13 protein-coding genes are annotated in these 14,855 nt (G+C 59.9%); 11 read left to right on the top strand and 2 right to left on the bottom strand.

Annotated elements, in window-relative coordinates:
• Positions 1-263 precede the first annotated feature (263 nt).
• Entirely contained in the window at positions 264-914 is a 651-nt protein-coding gene (locus DW112_RS01585; protein WP_117775869.1) for a GntR family transcriptional regulator, read from the bottom strand.
• 255 nt (positions 915-1,169) lie between these two features.
• Here DW112_RS01585 and DW112_RS01580 point away from each other — a divergent pair, with 255 nt between their 5' ends.
• The 7 genes from DW112_RS01580 to DW112_RS01550 all read left to right on the top strand — a co-directional run bounded on the left by DW112_RS01580 (position 1,170) and on the right by DW112_RS01550 (position 10,199).
• The gene (locus DW112_RS01580; protein ID WP_117583089.1) at positions 1,170-1,946 is read left to right on the top strand and encodes a dimethylarginine dimethylaminohydrolase family protein; all 777 of its coding nucleotides are present in this window, start codon (positions 1,170-1,172) and stop codon (positions 1,944-1,946) included.
• Between the two features lie 109 nt (positions 1,947-2,055).
• Positions 2,056-3,519 carry a basic amino acid/polyamine antiporter gene (locus tag DW112_RS01575; protein ID WP_117756912.1) on the top strand — a complete coding sequence of 488 codons (1,464 nt, stop codon included), beginning with the start codon at positions 2,056-2,058 and terminating at the stop codon, positions 3,517-3,519.
• A 461-nt stretch (positions 3,520-3,980) separates the two neighbouring features.
• Positions 3,981-4,301, top strand: coding sequence for a hypothetical protein (locus DW112_RS01570; RefSeq protein ID WP_117635362.1), 321 nt, complete (start codon positions 3,981-3,983; stop codon positions 4,299-4,301).
• 121 nt (positions 4,302-4,422) lie between these two features.
• On the top strand, positions 4,423-6,783 hold the full coding sequence (gene feoB / locus DW112_RS01565) for a ferrous iron transport protein B (protein ID WP_118328209.1): 2,361 nt from the start codon (positions 4,423-4,425) through the stop codon (positions 6,781-6,783).
• A gap of 122 nt (positions 6,784-6,905) precedes the next feature.
• The gene (locus DW112_RS01560; RefSeq protein ID WP_118328208.1) at positions 6,906-8,102 is read left to right on the top strand and encodes an MFS transporter; all 1,197 of its coding nucleotides are present in this window, start codon (positions 6,906-6,908) and stop codon (positions 8,100-8,102) included.
• A 153-nt stretch (positions 8,103-8,255) separates the two neighbouring features.
• The gene (locus tag DW112_RS01555) at positions 8,256-9,632 is read left to right on the top strand and encodes an alpha-amylase family glycosyl hydrolase (protein ID WP_118328207.1); all 1,377 of its coding nucleotides are present in this window, start codon (positions 8,256-8,258) and stop codon (positions 9,630-9,632) included.
• A gap of 3 nt (positions 9,633-9,635) precedes the next feature.
• Positions 9,636-10,199 (top strand): DNA-deoxyinosine glycosylase, encoded by a 564-nt coding sequence (locus tag DW112_RS01550; protein WP_118328206.1) that lies wholly within the window; start codon positions 9,636-9,638, stop codon positions 10,197-10,199.
• A gap of 1 nt (position 10,200) precedes the next feature.
• On the opposite strand, the gene DW112_RS01545 is transcribed toward DW112_RS01550, so the two are convergent.
• Positions 10,201-10,860, bottom strand: coding sequence for a hypothetical protein (locus DW112_RS01545; protein WP_118328205.1), 660 nt, complete (start codon positions 10,858-10,860; stop codon positions 10,201-10,203).
• 93 nt (positions 10,861-10,953) lie between these two features.
• Between DW112_RS01545 and DW112_RS01540 the strand changes: the two genes are divergently transcribed.
• From DW112_RS01540 to DW112_RS01525, 4 genes are all read left to right on the top strand, one after another.
• Entirely contained in the window at positions 10,954-12,090 is a 1,137-nt protein-coding gene (locus tag DW112_RS01540) for a pyridoxal phosphate-dependent aminotransferase (protein ID WP_118328204.1), read from the top strand.
• 506 nt (positions 12,091-12,596) lie between these two features.
• Positions 12,597-13,118 (top strand): 50S ribosomal protein L10, encoded by a 522-nt coding sequence (rplJ, locus tag DW112_RS01535; RefSeq protein WP_089572500.1) that lies wholly within the window; start codon positions 12,597-12,599, stop codon positions 13,116-13,118.
• Between the two features lie 102 nt (positions 13,119-13,220).
• Complete coding sequence (rplL, locus tag DW112_RS01530; protein WP_006235005.1) at positions 13,221-13,598, top strand: 50S ribosomal protein L7/L12; 378 nt, start codon at positions 13,221-13,223, stop codon at positions 13,596-13,598.
• A gap of 314 nt (positions 13,599-13,912) precedes the next feature.
• On the top strand, positions 13,913-14,821 hold the full coding sequence (locus DW112_RS01525) for a UTP--glucose-1-phosphate uridylyltransferase (RefSeq protein WP_118328203.1): 909 nt from the start codon (positions 13,913-13,915) through the stop codon (positions 14,819-14,821).
• The last annotated feature ends 34 nt before the right edge of the window (positions 14,822-14,855 follow it).

Genomic DNA, 14,855 nt, shown 5'->3' with positions numbered 1-14,855 from the left:
TTTACCAAACCGCGTAACAACTCGACGCTGCAAGCCCGCCGGAGCAGCAATCTGCCTTTCAACTTCGGCGGCATGACCAGAAGGTCAATGCCGCCTCGTTTCAAGGCACCTTGCTCGCTCTGACGGGCTTTCGCTGTCTGCGCCAAAACATCGGCGTTGTCTTGGCTGCCAAAAGAATGATCCTTCGGGGACGGAGGAAAACGGATCAGTTTGGGCGGTGCTGGCGCCAAGGTTTAAGACCGACGTCGTCCCTTGTTGCTTTCCTACCAGACGGTGAACTGGGCGTTTTCTGTGTTCCAATGGACATCGCGAACGTAGTCGCGCACGCCCGTCGCATCTCGTGCTTCGAACAACTCAAGAATATGAGCATGTTCGTTGTTGGCTTTATTGAGCAGTTTGCAAGCCGTCTCTTGGTCGACAGTCTCGTAATCGCGCTTGATAAAGCAACGCTCGAGCTGCGAGATCATATCGCGCAGACGGTCGTTGCCGCAGCGGTTGAAGTACGTAAGGTGAAAGTCTCGCTGAATATCGTCGTACTTACGGATGAGGCCGCCTTGGATCGCAAGGTCCATGGAGCCGACGAGAAATTTAAGCTGCGTAATGTCATCGTCGGTTAGGTTCGGACAGGCGAGATATGCGGCCTGCCCGTCGAGCGGCCCCATAATCTCAAAGACTTCAACGGCGTTTTGCTGATCGAACCCACGGACGCGGAATCCGCGGCGGGGGAGATTGTCCAGATAGCCGTCGCTTGCGAGCTGGATGAGCGCTTCGCGGACCGGCGTGCGCGACACGCCCATGGCATCGCAGATCGCTTGCTCGCTCAGCCGGTCGCCGGCCGAAAGCTCGCCGGCGTCAATACGGCTCGAAATATAGTCGTATACGTGGTCCTTCAGGGGCCTTCTGAGCGTTTCCATGAGCTTATGTTCCTTAACGGTATATTTCTAAAATTAAATACGTTTCGCTTGAATAGCTCAGTTGAATTATAGAACGACCAGCTAAATCGTGCTACTTTGCGCCGATAAGCAGGAATACGCTTACCGAGGAATATCTACCGTTCGGGATTGTATACAATATACAAAACAAGAAAACCGCCCTAAGATAAAGCCATCGAAAGGAAGGCGGGCGCAAAGAAGTCCCGCTCTCTGCCAAGAGATCCAAGGAGGATCATCATGACCAAGTTCAGCCACGTCATCATCCGCCGCCCCGGCAAGTCCCTGAGCAATGGCATCACGAGCGCCCCCGAGCTTGGCCAGCCCATCTACGAGCGCGCCATCGAGGAGCACTACGATTACGAGCATGCGCTCGAGCAGTGCGGCGTGGACGTCTCGGTGCTGCCGGCACTCGAGCAGTATCCTGACAGCTGCTTCGTCGAAGATCCGGCCGTTATCACTCGCTGCGGCGCCATCATTACCAACCCCGGCGCCGATAGCCGCAACGGCGAGAAGGACGAGATCGAGCCGGCCGTCCGTCGCTTCTTTGACGACGAGCATGTCAAGCACATCGTTTCTCCGGGCACGCTCGACGGCGGCGATGTCATGATGGTCGGCGACCATTTCTACGTCGGTCGCTCCGCTCGCACCAACGAAGAGGGCATCCGCCAGTTCTGCGAGATTCTCGAGGGCTGGGGCCTCGAGGGTTCCGAGGTTCCGCTGGAGGAGGTCCTGCACCTCAAGACGGGCGTCAACTACATCGAGGACAACAACATGCTCGTCTCTGGTGAGTTCATCGATAAGCCCGACTTTGCCCAGTACAACAAGATCGTCGTGCCCGAGGACGAGGCGTACGGCGCAAACTGCATCTGGGTCAACGGTACGGTCATCGTTGCCGAGGGCTATCCGACTGTGCTCAAGGCCGTGCAGGATCTGGGCTACAAGACACTCGTCGTTGACACCTCCGAGTATCGCAAGGTCGACGGCGGCCTTTCTTGCCTGTCGCTGCGCTTCTAACGCGATAGCTGTAACAGTCTGATGATCGCTTGACCGATGGCCCGGCACCCGATTCGGGACGTCCGGGCCATCTTTCGTTCGATCACATGATGAAGGGGGTGCACATACAATGGCCTCTAAAGCTCAAAATGAAGAGATTATCGACCCTAATGGCCTCGATCTCTTTCGTCTGACCATGATGGTTATTACCGCCAGTATTTGTGGCGGCATCTTTTCGCTTGCCGGCGATATGGCAGCAGGCGGGGCAAATACCGGTGCGGTTATCGTCTCGTGGGGAATTTGCTTTATTGGCGTCTTTGCGCTGATGATGGTGTTCAACGGTTTGTCTCAGGCCCGTCCCGACCTGACCGGCGGCATCTATGCATACGCTGCGGCCGGTTTTGGCGATTACATTGGATTCAACTCCGCTTGGGGCTACTGGATCAGCGCATGTCTTTCCAACGTGAGCTTTGCGCTCTTGCTGTTTAGCGCGCTGGGCTATTTCTTCCCCGCGTTTGGCGCGGGTAACAACCTGCTTTCTATCGTCTGCGCCAGCGTGTTTTTGTGGTTCCTTACCGCCCTTGTGCTTCGTGGCGTTAAGGAGGCTGCGGGCATTAACACAATCGTCACGTTGGCGAAGCTGGTGCCGTTGGGGCTCTTTGTGCTGAGTATCGTGCTCCTGGGTAAGTTCAACGTCGATATCTTTATGGACAACTTCTGGGGAGAGCCGGCTGGTCCTGGCTTTGGCGAGCAGGTTGTCTCGACCATGATTGCCCTTGTCTGGGTCTTCACGGGCATCGAGGGCGCTGTCGTTATCTCGGGCCGTGCTAAGTACGTGCGTGACGTCGGCCGCTCGACGGCGCTCGGATTTGCGGCTGTATTCACGCTGTATCTGATCATCTCGATGCTGTCGCTCGGCATTATGCCGCGCGAGGAGATGGCACAGCTTGCAACGCCCTCCATGGCGGGAATTCTCGAGTGCGCAATCGGTCCGGTTGGTGCTGCCATCGTAAACCTTGGCGTTATCCTTTCGTTGGTCGGCGCGCTGCTGGGCTATGTCATCATTGCGTCCGAGACGCCGTTCGAGGCGGCGCGCCAGGGATCCTTCCCTCTGGCGTTTGCCAAGACGAACAAGCACGACGCCCCGGTGGTAACGGTTCTCGTGAGCTCCGGCATTACGCAGCTCTTCTTGATCGTGTCGTATGTGGCGGCGAGCACCTACCAGTTCTTCTATAGCTGCGCAGTCAACACGATTCTGGTTCCGTATGTCTGCTCGGCTGCCTATTACATGGTGATTGGTTGGAAGAAGGAGCATCTGGACGGACCGCATGCGCCAAGCGTCGGCAAGGCGCGATTCTTCGGCACGCTCGGCTTCATTTACACATTGTTCCTTGTGTGGTCGACGGGCCTCCAGGGCGTCATGATCACGACGATCCTTTTTGCTCCGGCCATTCCCGTTTATATGCTGGGCGAGCGAGGTCGCGGTAAGCCGGTACTTCCGCACCTGCACGACAAGCTGATCGCAGCGGTGGTCATTGTCGTGGCGGTCATCTCGCTGTATCTGCACTTTGCCGGCATTGCGCCGATAGTCTAAGACTGCGGCAAGCTTCATCGCTTGGTAAGCCGACGGAGGCGTCGCGTGCCGGTGCCGTTCGGTAATCCATAACTGACGTGGGCCTCTGTAACGTGCCTTTGTGAGCGCCCACCAAGCCCGCGCAGGTGACATTTGTTGCCAGCGCGGGCTTTTGCTGTTGCGGCGAAATAGTTCCTGTTTTTGCTGGTTAAAGCATCAAACAGGAACTATTCCACCGCAACTTGTTTTGATTCGCTGGGGGACGGAGGAAGCGGCGATCCGGAATCCACCTGCACAGTCGCTCCGCATCCCGTCCGTTGGCGCAAGTGGTGCCAAATGTAATCTGCCCCCCTTGCACGCTTGTCCTCCTTGCAGCAATCTGTTGGTTGAACGTCGTTATGTGCTTGCAGTTTCTGGGCAAGCCGTCTCGCAGCAAAGTAGACTAGATGGCCATTTCAAAAAGCCTACTCAGAGGAGGAACCATGCTTGAGGGTACGTATGTGGTTTTGGCCCAGACGCCGGTGGGGAGCAAGCGCGGCGAGGTGACGTTTTCACATGGGGTGAACGGCGCGCTCAGGGCAGTACTAAACGTCAGGGGTCTCAATATCGCTCTCTCGAGTGCCCGTGCTGAGGGCGATTTCTTTGAGCTCTTGGGTACTATCTCCCACGTCTTGATGGGCAAGGCGCCCTTTACATGCACGGGGTCGGTCGAGGGTGATCGACTCACTGCTACCGCGCGGTCGGGTTCCGTTTCGATCTCGCTGAGCGGTATGCGTAAAGAGCCTTCGGGGCGCACCGCATAAAGTTTGCGCAGGTAAACATCGGTATTTGACTTTATATAATAGTTCAGAGCGCTATCATTTGTCGTTACGAGTTGGTTAGCCCCGGTAAACGGTTAACCGCGTCTAACGAAAGGATGAGCGCGTGAAGCTCGATACACTCGAGATTGGAAAGGACGCCGTTGTCGCATCGGTGGCATCGGACGATCAGGCACTCCGACAGCATATTTTGGACATGGGCCTAACGCCGGGCACCGAAGTCACCATGATGAAGTACGCTCCTATGGGCGACCCGCTCGAGATTCGCCTGCGTGGCTACGAGTTGACGCTGCGCAAGGACGATGCTGCTCGCATCGAGCTCGTGGGTGTTCACGACACAGACACGGGTCCGCGCACTAACGCCGCAATCGGCACGACGGAGCACCCGGCACTTGGCGAGGGGACGTATTCGCCCCGTGCGGCAAAAACGGCCGTGCCCGAGGGTGCGCCGCTGCATTTCGCCCTCGCCGGCAACCAAAACTGCGGTAAGACCACGCTGTTCAACCAGCTTACGGGCTCCAACCAGCACGTCGGTAACTTTCCCGGCGTGACGGTCGACCGCAAGGACGGCACCATCCGTAACCATCCCGAGGCAAGCGTTACCGACCTGCCCGGCATCTATTCGCTGTCTCCGTACACGGGCGAAGAGATCGTCAGTCGCCAATTTATCCTGGACGAAAACCCCGACGCCATCATCGACATCATCGACGCTACTAATATCGAACGCAACCTGTACCTGACGCTGCAGCTTATGGAGCTCGATCGCCCCATGGTCATCGCGCTCAACATGATGGACGAGGTGACGGCCAACGGCGGCGCCGTGGACGTCAACCTGCTCGAGAGCCTGTTGGGCGTGCCTGTTGTCCCCATTAGCGCTGCCCGCAACGAGGGCATCGGCGAGTTGGTGGATCATGCCTTGCACGTGGCGCGGTTCCGCGAGCGCCCCGGTCGCCTGGACTTCTGCGCGCCCGATGGCCCGGACGGCGGCGCGCTGCATCGCTGCATCCACGGCATCGCCAACCTTATCGAGGACCATGCCGCGACGGCGCATATTCCGGTGCGTTTTGCAGCGACCAAGCTGGTTGAGGGCGACGAGCTGGTGACAAAGGCGCTTCACCTGGACCGCAACGAACTCGACGCCATCGAGCACATCATTACCCAGATGGAGGGCGAGGCGGGCACCGACCGCCTGTCCGCGTTGGCCGACATGCGCTTTACCTTTATCGGCGACGTGTGCGGACGCTGCGTGGTGAAGCCCCACGAGAGCCGCGAGCACGTGCGCTCTGTCAAAATCGACCGCATCCTGACGGGTCGCTACACGGCCATTCCGGCGTTCCTGCTGATCATGGGCCTCGTATTTTGGCTGACGTTTGGTGTGATCGGCGCGGCGTTGCAGGGCCTCATGGAGGACGGCATCGCTGCCATCATTGCTTCGGCCGACGCGGGCCTCAAGGCTTTTGGCACCAACGACGTGGTGCGCTCGCTGGCTGTCGACGGCGTGCTTACGGGCGTGGGCAGCGTGCTGACCTTCCTGCCGATTATCGTCGTGCTCTTCTTGTTCCTCTCCATTCTGGAAGACTCCGGATACATGGCGCGCGTGGCCTTTGTCATGGATAAGGTGCTGCGTCGCTTTGGCCTGTCGGGCCGCAGCTTCGTGCCCATGCTCGTCGGTTTTGGCTGCACCGTGCCGGCTATCATGTCGACCCGTACGCTCCCATCCGAGCACGACCGCAAGATGACGGTCATGCTCACGCCGTTCATGAGCTGCTCGGCCAAGTTGCCGGTCTACGGTCTGCTGTGCGGGGCGTTTTTCCCGCAGGCGACAGTTCCCGCCATGGTCTCGCTCTATCTGATTGGCATTGCGGTTGGTTGCATCGCGGCTTTGGTGCTCAACCGTACGGCATTTAAGGGCGACCCGGTGCCGTTTATCATGGAGCTCCCCAATTACCGCCTGCCGAGCGTCAAGACGACGGTGATGCTGGCATGGGATAAGGCCAAGGACTTTATTACCAAGGCCTTTACCATTATCTTTGCCGCTACGGTGGTCATCTGGTTCCTGCAGACGTTCGATATCCGCTTTAACGTGGTCGCCGACCAGTCGCAAAGCCTGCTTGCCGGTCTGGGTAGCATCATCGCGCCGGTGTTGGCCCCGCTCGGTTTTGGCGACTGGCGCGCCTCGACGGCACTCGTCACGGGACTTATTGCCAAGGAGAGCGTCATATCGACACTCACGGTGCTTTTGGGCGCGACCTCGCCTGCGGCACTGTCGACCATGTTTTCGCCGTTTACCGCCTACGTGTTCCTGGTCTTTACGCTGCTGTACCCGCCCTGCGTGGCGTCCATCGGCGCCGTCAAGAGCGAGTTGGGCGCGCGCTATGCCGTTGCCGTGTTCGCGTTTCAGGTGACGGTCGCCTGGATCGTGGCGTTTGTCGTGCATTCGGCGGGCATATTGCTGGGGCTGGCTTAGTTATTTATTGACGGCGCAACCTCTGTGTATTGAGTTGATTGCGGCCCTGCATCTGTACTGACGGATGCGGGGCCGTTGCTATATAATCGCCCACCGCTCAAGACAATCGGAGAGGTTTCTACATGGCTCAGGCAAGACAAGATGGCATCTCACTCAAGCAGTGGCTCCCGCTTATCGGGCTCGCCTGCTGCGCGTTCGTGTTCAACACGTCGGAGTTCATGCCCATCGGCCTTCTGACTGATATCGCCGCGTCGTTCTCGCTCACCGAGGCCCAGGCAGGCATCATGATCTCGGTCTATGCCTGGGGCGTCATGCTGCTGTCGCTGCCGCTTATGGTGTTTGCCTCGCGCTTTGAGTTCAAGCGGATGCTGCTGGGCGTTTTGGCCGTGTTTTCGCTCGGCCAGTTCCTGTCCGCTGTGGCACCGACATATCCCATTTTGGTTTGCGCGCGTCTGGTGGTCGCCTGCGCGCATGCCGTGTTCTGGTCAGTCGCCTCGATCATGGCCTCGCGCCTGGTCGACGCCCGCCACGGGGCGCTCGCCATTAGCATGATCGCCACGGGATCGTCTGTCGCACAAATCTTTGGCCTGCCGATCGGTCGCGCCATCGGCCTTGCCGTGGGTTGGCGCATGACGTTCGCCGCGGTCGGTGCCCTTTCTGCCGCCGCGGTGGTGTACCAGGCCGCGGTGTTTCCGGCCATGCCGGCGGGTGAGCGCTTTACCGTCAAGCAACTGCCGGAGCTCCTCAAGAACCCGTTCCTCATCGCGCTCTACGCGGTCACGGTCTTTATGGCGACCGGCTACTACGCAGGCTACAGCTATATCGAGCCCTTCCTGGCGCAGGTCGCGCACGTCGACGCAAGCGCTATTACCATGACGCTGACGGCGTTCGGCTGCTCCGGCCTGGTGGGCAGCTGGCTGTTCGGCCGACTGTTTGATGGGCACCGGTTCCCGTTCTTGGCTATTACGCTCTCCGGCGTGCCGGTGGCTCTGCTGCTCATGGGTCCGGTTGCACCGTCGCTCGTCGCCGTTCTCGCTGTTTGCGCGCTATGGGGCTGCTGCTCCACGGCCTTTAACGTGGCGTTTCAGGCCGAGCTCATCAAGTACACGCCGGCGGATTCGTCGGCTGTCGCCATGTCGATCTTCTCGGGCCTGTTCAATCTGGGTATCGGCACGGGTACCGCAATCGGCGGCGCCGTGGTTTCGGGTCCCGGTATCGCTTGGATTGGCTTCGTGGGCGGGGCGATTACCGTCGTGGGCGTCATCCTCGCCATCACGGTGCTGTTCCCGGCCATTCGCCGCGCAAAGCCTGTCGCCTAATCACGTTCCCTCATCAGTTGCGGTGGAAGAGTTCCTGTTTAAGGCCTCTAGGGGCTCAAAACGGAACTATTCCACCGCAACTTATTTAGGGGGAGGGGATACACACCGGGCATACAATGGATGTCGTTGTGTTGAGCTTACCGGGAGGTTGCTATGTGGGCATACGAGACGACGTTCTATCAGATCTATCCGCTGGGCTTTTGCGGAGCTCCGCGCGAAAACGCCGCGCCCGTTGCCGAGGATGAGCTCGTCCAGGCTGCCAACGCCGCGCCCAACCCCGATGCGCCCATCATGAAGATCGCCCAATGGGCCGACTACCTGCAAAAACTCGGTATTGGCGCTGTGCTGATCAACCCGCCGCTCGAGTCCGATAGCCATGGCTACGACACGCGCAGCCTGCGCCATATCGACCGTCGCTTGGGTGGGGATGCCGACTTTGCCGCCGTATGCGACACGCTGCATGCCCACGGCATCCGCGTGGTGCTCGACGCCGTCTTCAACCACGTCGGTCGTGGCTTTTGGGCCTTCCGCGATGTGCAAGAGCGTAAGTGGGACTCGCCGTACAAGGACTGGTTCCACATTAGCTTTGACGGTGATTCCTGCTATGGCGACGGCTTTTGGTACGAGGGCTGGGAAGGCCATTTTGAGCTTGTGAAGCTCAACCTGCAAAATCCCGCCGTGGTCGATTACCTGCTCGAGTCCGTGCGCCGTTGGGCCGATGACTTTGGTGTCGATGGCCTGCGCTTGGATGTTGCCTATATGCTCGACCGCGACTTCATGCGTCGTTTGCATAGCTTTGCCCGTGAGCTCAAGCCCGGCTTTGTGCTCATTGGCGAGACGCTCCACGGCGACTATAACCAGATCGTCAACGACGAGATGCTCGACTCCTGCACCAACTACGAGTGCTACAAGGGCCTGTACTCCAGCTTTAACTCGGTCAATATGTTCGAGATCGCGCACTCGCTGCACCGTCAGTTTGGCGGTGACCCCTGGTGCATCTACCGCGGCAAGCACCTGCTGTCGTTTGTCGACAACCACGACGTGCCGCGCCTGGCAAGCATCCTCACCGACAAGTCGTGCCTGCGTCCCGCCTATGGCATGCTCTTTGGCATGCCGGGCATCCCGTGCGTCTACTATGGCAGCGAGTGGGGAATTGCTGGCGAAAAGGGCGGCCCCGATGGCGACTGGGCGCTGCGCCCTGCGCTCGATGAGCCTGCGCCCAACGAGCTGACGGCGTTCATCACGCAGCTTGCGCACCTTCGCTCGGCCGACGACGCGGCGGCACGCGCTCTCAGCTACGGCGCGTACCGCAACGTGGTGATACAGAACAAGCAGCTGCTGTTCGAGCGCGCCTGTGACGACGCGACGGTGCTCGTGGCGGTGAACGCCGTGGGCGAGCCTTACACCTTTGCCGCCGGCGAGCTCAACGGGTCCTTTGTCGACCTGCTTGCCGACGATGCGCCCAATGTCGAGCTGACGGGTACCCTTGAGCTTGCACCCTACGAGGTGCGCTATCTGTTGAGAGCCTAGCCCATGGCCGTGTCTGACGAGGACTATCAACATATTGAGCATGGGTTTGAGCCCGTGTTCGACCAGCACTCGCGCGTTTTGGTGCTCGGGTCGTTTCCCTCGGTGCTTTCGCGCGCCAATGCCTTTTATTACGGCAACCCTCAGAATCGCTTTTGGCGTGTGATGGCCACGTGCCTCGGTATGCCTGTGCCGCCCAACGAGGGCGATCTTTTGGCAAGCGGTGAGCCCGCGACGCTTGATGCCTCCATTGCCGCCAAGCGATCCATGCTGTTGAACGGTGGCGTGGCCCTGTGGGATGTGATTGAGAGCTGCGACATTAAGGGCTCGAGCGACGCGAGCATCAAAAACGTCGTTCCGGCGCATACCGAGCGCATTACCGGCGCAGCTCCTATCGAGGTCGTTGTCTGTAACGGCGGTACGGCAGGGCGACTCTACAAACGCTATCTACAAGAACGCACCGGGCTGCCCGCCATCGTCCTGCCCTCGACAAGTCCTGCCAATGCGGCTTGGCGTCTGGAGCGCCTTGTCGAGCGCTGGCGCGAGGCAGTTGACTGGGCTGCTCTCTAATTTAGATATTTGATTGAGCATGGGCGCCGAGGCGTTTGATGATGGTGCGCCAGATCGGCGCGGGCAGCGCGGGCTCGACGCGCACCATGCCGTCGACATCGACGCCACCGGCATTGCCACCGCCAAGCAACTGCGCATACTCAATGGAGCAGCCCATGCGCACAGCGCCCACAAGCTTATCCATCGCTTCCGAAAAAGGCCGGCGCAAGAGGCCCATGCGCGGGGAGCGACGAAGCGCCGCAATGCCGCTGCCGGCGCAGATGACAACGCCGCCGCACCACGTTAGTTTACGGAGCTCGCAAGCTTCCCGCAGGCGCTTGACGGGCATGTGCGTCCCCTCGGTGCTTCTGTGGGCAACCTGCACGACGACATAGACGCACGCCTCTGTATTTCCAAGGCGATCGAGTATCTGCTCGACAGCGATCATAGCCTCATCGTCAAATGCATCATCAACAGCGAGCACCATGCCATCGACTGCACCGGCATCATCCGCCTTCAAGTCAACCGGGTGGGGAAGTACGGTGTCGGAAAGCCGGGCATAGGCCGCGATGGCATCTTGCAGGTCCCAGAGCAAAAACTCAAGATCGGAGCTATTGGGAATGCTGATATACGCAATGGTTTGCAGCGTTTTTGGTACATCGCCGCGTGCGGTCGTCTCCACGCCGCCTCCTTTCCGGTTCGTTTCCGTTTAGGTTACACCGTCTGGTGGCGCGCGGGCGCGCTATCCTAGTGCAACCCTTACGAAAGGAACGCCATGCGTCTGCCCATGAATACCTCGCTTGCCACGCTCAAGCCCTCCGGCATCCGTCGGATAAACGCGCTCGCTGCCCAGCACCCGGGGTGCATCGCGCTTGCGCTCGGCGAGCCCGATTTTCCCACGCCCGATGTGATTAGCGCCGAGGTGACCGCCGCGCTGGACCGCGGTGACACGCACTATCCGCCCAACAACGGTCGCCCCGCCCTGCGTGATGCACTGTCCAAATATATGGATGACGCGGGCCTGGCGTTTTCCGCCGACGAGGTCATCCTGACCGACGGCGCGACCGAGGCCCTGTCGGCAACATTCATGGCTATGCTCAACCCCGGCGACGAGGTCATTATCCCCACGCCGGCCTTTGGCCTGTACGAGAGCATCGTCGTGGCCAACCACGCCAAAGCAGTCTTTTTGGATACGGAGCCCGCGCAATTCCAGATCGATGAGGAAGCGCTTCGTGCTTGCGTGACGCCGGCGACCAAGGCCATCGTCATCTGCTCGCCCAACAATCCTACGGGCTGTATCCTCAACGCGGCTTCGCTCGACGCCGTGGCGCACGTGGCGGAGCAGGCGGGCATCTACGTGGTCTGCGACGACGTATACAACCGCCTGGTTTATGTGGATGGCTACGAGCGCTTTGCCCAGCGTCACCCGGAGCTGCGTGAGCAGACGGTCGTCATCGAGAGCTTCTCCAAGCCCTGGGCTATGACCGGCTGGCGCCTGGGTTGGCTCGCGGCAGCGGCACCCGTCATCGCCGAGATCGCAAAAGCTCACCAATACCTAGTATCGAGCGCCGTCTCCTTCGAGATGGACGCCGCAGCCCGAGCCCTCACCGTCGACCCAACCCCCATGCTCAAAGTCTACCGAGCCCGCCGCGAGCGCGTACTCGCAGCCTTAGACGCCATGGATCTCGACGTAGTGGAGCCAGCCGGCGCCTTCTACGCCTTCCCCAGCATTAAACAGTACGGCCTGACAAGCGAAGACTTCTGCATCAAAGCCATCAAAGAGGCCAACGTAGCCCTAGTCCCCGGAAACTGCTTCGGCACCGAAGGCTACATCCGCCTCAGCTACTGCGTCTCCGACAAAGATCTGGACGAAGGCCTCCGCCGCCTGTCCACCTTCGTTTCAACTCTGTAGCCCAACGGGACCCAAAATCATCAGCCCACCGACTTAAGGCTTATGAGTGGGGGTGCCGGCCAACGGGAAACCGGGCTGCCCCAAAGTCACCGCAGGCCGCGCCGCCGAAGGCCAGGCGCAAGGTTTTCGTAGATTCCGCACGAGCCGAAGAGCACTTAATGTGCTCTTCGTGCGAGCCCAGGACCTGACCGAGCGAAAACCTTGCGCCTGGCCTTCGGCGGCGCGGCCGGATGGTGGAATTGTGTGCAGCCCGGTTTCCCGTTGACCGACGCCGGGGTCCCCGACATAATACTTTCGGTTCACGCACGAATCCGCTGCCAGAGACAGCCGGTGCAAACGGGCATTGCCCGCGAGCTTAATGGGACATCCCGCCAGCCGAGGTGGTCGAGTAGATATGTCTTCTCGCCCCCGTCGCTCATGCAGCGCGGGGGCTTTCTTTTTGGACATGCCCCCGTCACGTCCTTGTGGCGGACCGTGCCCGGAAAGAATTCGAGGAGGTGTAATTCATGCCCCAGCAGTACAAAATCGACAAGGTTGCAGAGATCGAGTCCCGTATCGCCGAGAACGCCGGTCTGTTCGTTGTCAACTACAACGGTCTGACGGTTAAGCAGGCTCAGGAGCTGCGTCATCAGCTTCGCGAGTGCGGCGCCGAGATGAAGGTCTACAAGAACAACCTGGTCAAGATCGCTCTCAAGAACCAGGAGCAGCCCGAGCTCGACGAGATTCTCGCCGGCCCCGTCGCTTATGTGTTCTACGAGACCGAGCCGGTCGAGGCCGCTAAGGCCCTTAAGGACTTCTCTGCTAAGTCCAAGGGCGTCCTTGAGATCAAGGGCGGTATCTCCGACGGCAAGGCCGTTTCCGCCGATGATGTTAAGGCTATCGCCGAGCTGCCCACCAAGGACCAGCTTCTCGGCCAGATCGCCGGTCTCATCTCCGGTTTCGCTCGCGACATCGCTGTCTGCGTCAACGGCGTTTCCTCTGGTCTCGCTCGTTCGATTCAGCAGGTCTCCGAGCAGAAGGCAGCCTAGTCGCTGTTTTCACCCGCGGCGGCAACGCCGCACCCCTGGCGCTTTCGCGCCGTGTTTTAACTGATCTCCGTGCAAAGACACGGAAACCGAAAGGACTTAGAAATGGCTAAGCTTACCACCGATGAGATCATCGATGCTCTTAAGGAAATGACCCTTCTCGAGGCTTCCGAGCTCGTTAAGGCTATCGAGGACACCTTCGGCGTTTCCGCCGCTGCTCCTGCCGCTGTTGTCGCCGCTCCCGCTGCTGGCGCTGCTGAGGCCGAGGAGAAGACCGAGTTTGACGTCGTGCTCGAGGGCTTCGGCGACAACAAGATCCAGGTCATCAAGGCCGTCCGTGAGCTCACCAACCTTGGCCTGAAGGAGGCCAAGGAGGTCGTCGAGGGCGCTCCCAAGGCTGTTCTCGAGGGTGCCAAGAAGGAGGACGCCGAGGCTGCCAAGGAGAAGCTCGAGGCTGCTGGCGCTGCTGTCACCCTCAAGTAATCAGGCTTTCTCGCCAGATTTCTTTGCAGACGGGGTTCGCATTGCGAGCCCCGTCTTTTTTGTTTTTCGGTCCCTCGGCATCGGTTGCTCAAACTGCCATGTTCTGTGATTTGCGTCGTATCGGGTGCCCTGCCGTTGGGCAATAAAATTGCACCATTCGAGCAATAATTTGCGTTGACCTGCTGAAGAATTGTCTCTGTCTTGTAGCGACATATAGTTCCAGCGGTAAGATGCTTGGGTATCGCAATTTGGTCTGCGGCTGTGTGCCGCACGCATGGGGCGCTTTTGCGCCTGCGAAAGGATCTTTGAATAACATGAAGGCAATCATCCCCGCCGCCGGTCTTGGCGCGCGTTTTCTGCCTGGCACCAAGTGCACGCCCAAAGAGATGCTGCCGGTGCTCGACAAGCCCGTCATTCAGTACGTCGTCGAGGAGGCACTCGACCCCGAGGAGGTCGACGACGCCATCATCGTTACTTCTCCCGGCAAGCCCGAGCTGCTGAACTACTTCCAGCCCGACCGTTCGCTCGAGAACCTGCTGCGCGAGCGCGGCAAGAACGCCTATGCCGATGCTGTCGCCCACGCTGGCGGTATGCCGGTCGACTTCCGTTATCAGTACGAGCCCAAGGGCCTCGGCCATGCTATTCGCTCTGCTGCCGACGCCGTGGCAGGGGAGAACTTTCTGGTTCTTCTGGGCGACTACGTTGTGCCTAACCGCGATATCTGCGACAAGATGCTCGCCGTTTCCAAGGAGCACGGTGGCGCTTCGGTTATCGCCGTCGCTGCTTGCTCGCCCGAGGAAGTCAGCCGCTACGGCGTTATCGCCGGCGAGCGCGTCGGTTCGCTCGAGGGCGCCGAGGGCGTTGCCGATGCCGAGCCGGGCGCTGTCTGGCGCATCGGCGGTCTGGTCGAGAAGCCCGCTCCCGAGGCGGCTCCGTCCAACCTGTACATCGTCGGTCGCTACCTGCTGAGCCCGCTGGTCATGGACTTGCTGGCAGATCAGCAGGCCGGCAAGGGCGGCGAGATCCAGCTCACCGACGCCATGGCCCGTTCGCTCGACCGCGAGGCCATGTACGCCGTCGTCATCGACCCGCTGTCGGGCTACGACACCGGCACTCCCTCTGGTTGGATGGCCACTAACGCCCTCATGGCTGCAAACGACCCCCGCTTTGCCGACGCCTTCTGGGACGCCATCGACGAGCGCGGCGGATTGATACGCAAGTAAGCCTTCGGGCACCGACATTTACGGGCGTGGACCT

This window comes from Collinsella sp. AM09-41 (assembly GCF_003473245.1).
Taxonomy (GTDB): Bacteria; Actinomycetota; Coriobacteriia; order Coriobacteriales; family Coriobacteriaceae; genus Collinsella.
This window is presented reverse-complemented; position numbering and strand designations above follow the sequence as displayed.

What these genes read in the sequence shown, in the direction of transcription:
- DW112_RS01570 (WP_117635362.1), top strand. Translation starts at nt 3,981, where the DNA reads ATGCTTGAGGGTACGTATGTGGTTTTGGCCCAGACGCCGGTGGGGAGC.
- DW112_RS01540 (WP_118328204.1), top strand. Translation starts at nt 10,954, where the DNA reads ATGCGTCTGCCCATGAATACCTCGCTTGCCACGCTCAAGCCCTCCGGC.
- DW112_RS01525 (WP_118328203.1), top strand. Translation starts at nt 13,913, where the DNA reads ATGAAGGCAATCATCCCCGCCGCCGGTCTTGGCGCGCGTTTTCTGCCT.
- DW112_RS01585 (WP_117775869.1), bottom strand. Translation starts at nt 914, where the DNA reads ATGGAAACGCTCAGAAGGCCCCTGAAGGACCACGTATACGACTATATT.
- DW112_RS01555 (WP_118328207.1), top strand. Translation starts at nt 8,256, where the DNA reads ATGTGGGCATACGAGACGACGTTCTATCAGATCTATCCGCTGGGCTTT.
- DW112_RS01550 (WP_118328206.1), top strand. Translation starts at nt 9,636, where the DNA reads ATGGCCGTGTCTGACGAGGACTATCAACATATTGAGCATGGGTTTGAG.
- rplL (WP_006235005.1), top strand. Translation starts at nt 13,221, where the DNA reads ATGGCTAAGCTTACCACCGATGAGATCATCGATGCTCTTAAGGAAATG.
- DW112_RS01560 (WP_118328208.1), top strand. Translation starts at nt 6,906, where the DNA reads ATGGCTCAGGCAAGACAAGATGGCATCTCACTCAAGCAGTGGCTCCCG.
- DW112_RS01580 (WP_117583089.1), top strand. Translation starts at nt 1,170, where the DNA reads ATGACCAAGTTCAGCCACGTCATCATCCGCCGCCCCGGCAAGTCCCTG.
- rplJ (WP_089572500.1), top strand. Translation starts at nt 12,597, where the DNA reads ATGCCCCAGCAGTACAAAATCGACAAGGTTGCAGAGATCGAGTCCCGT.
- DW112_RS01575 (WP_117756912.1), top strand. Translation starts at nt 2,056, where the DNA reads ATGGCCTCTAAAGCTCAAAATGAAGAGATTATCGACCCTAATGGCCTC.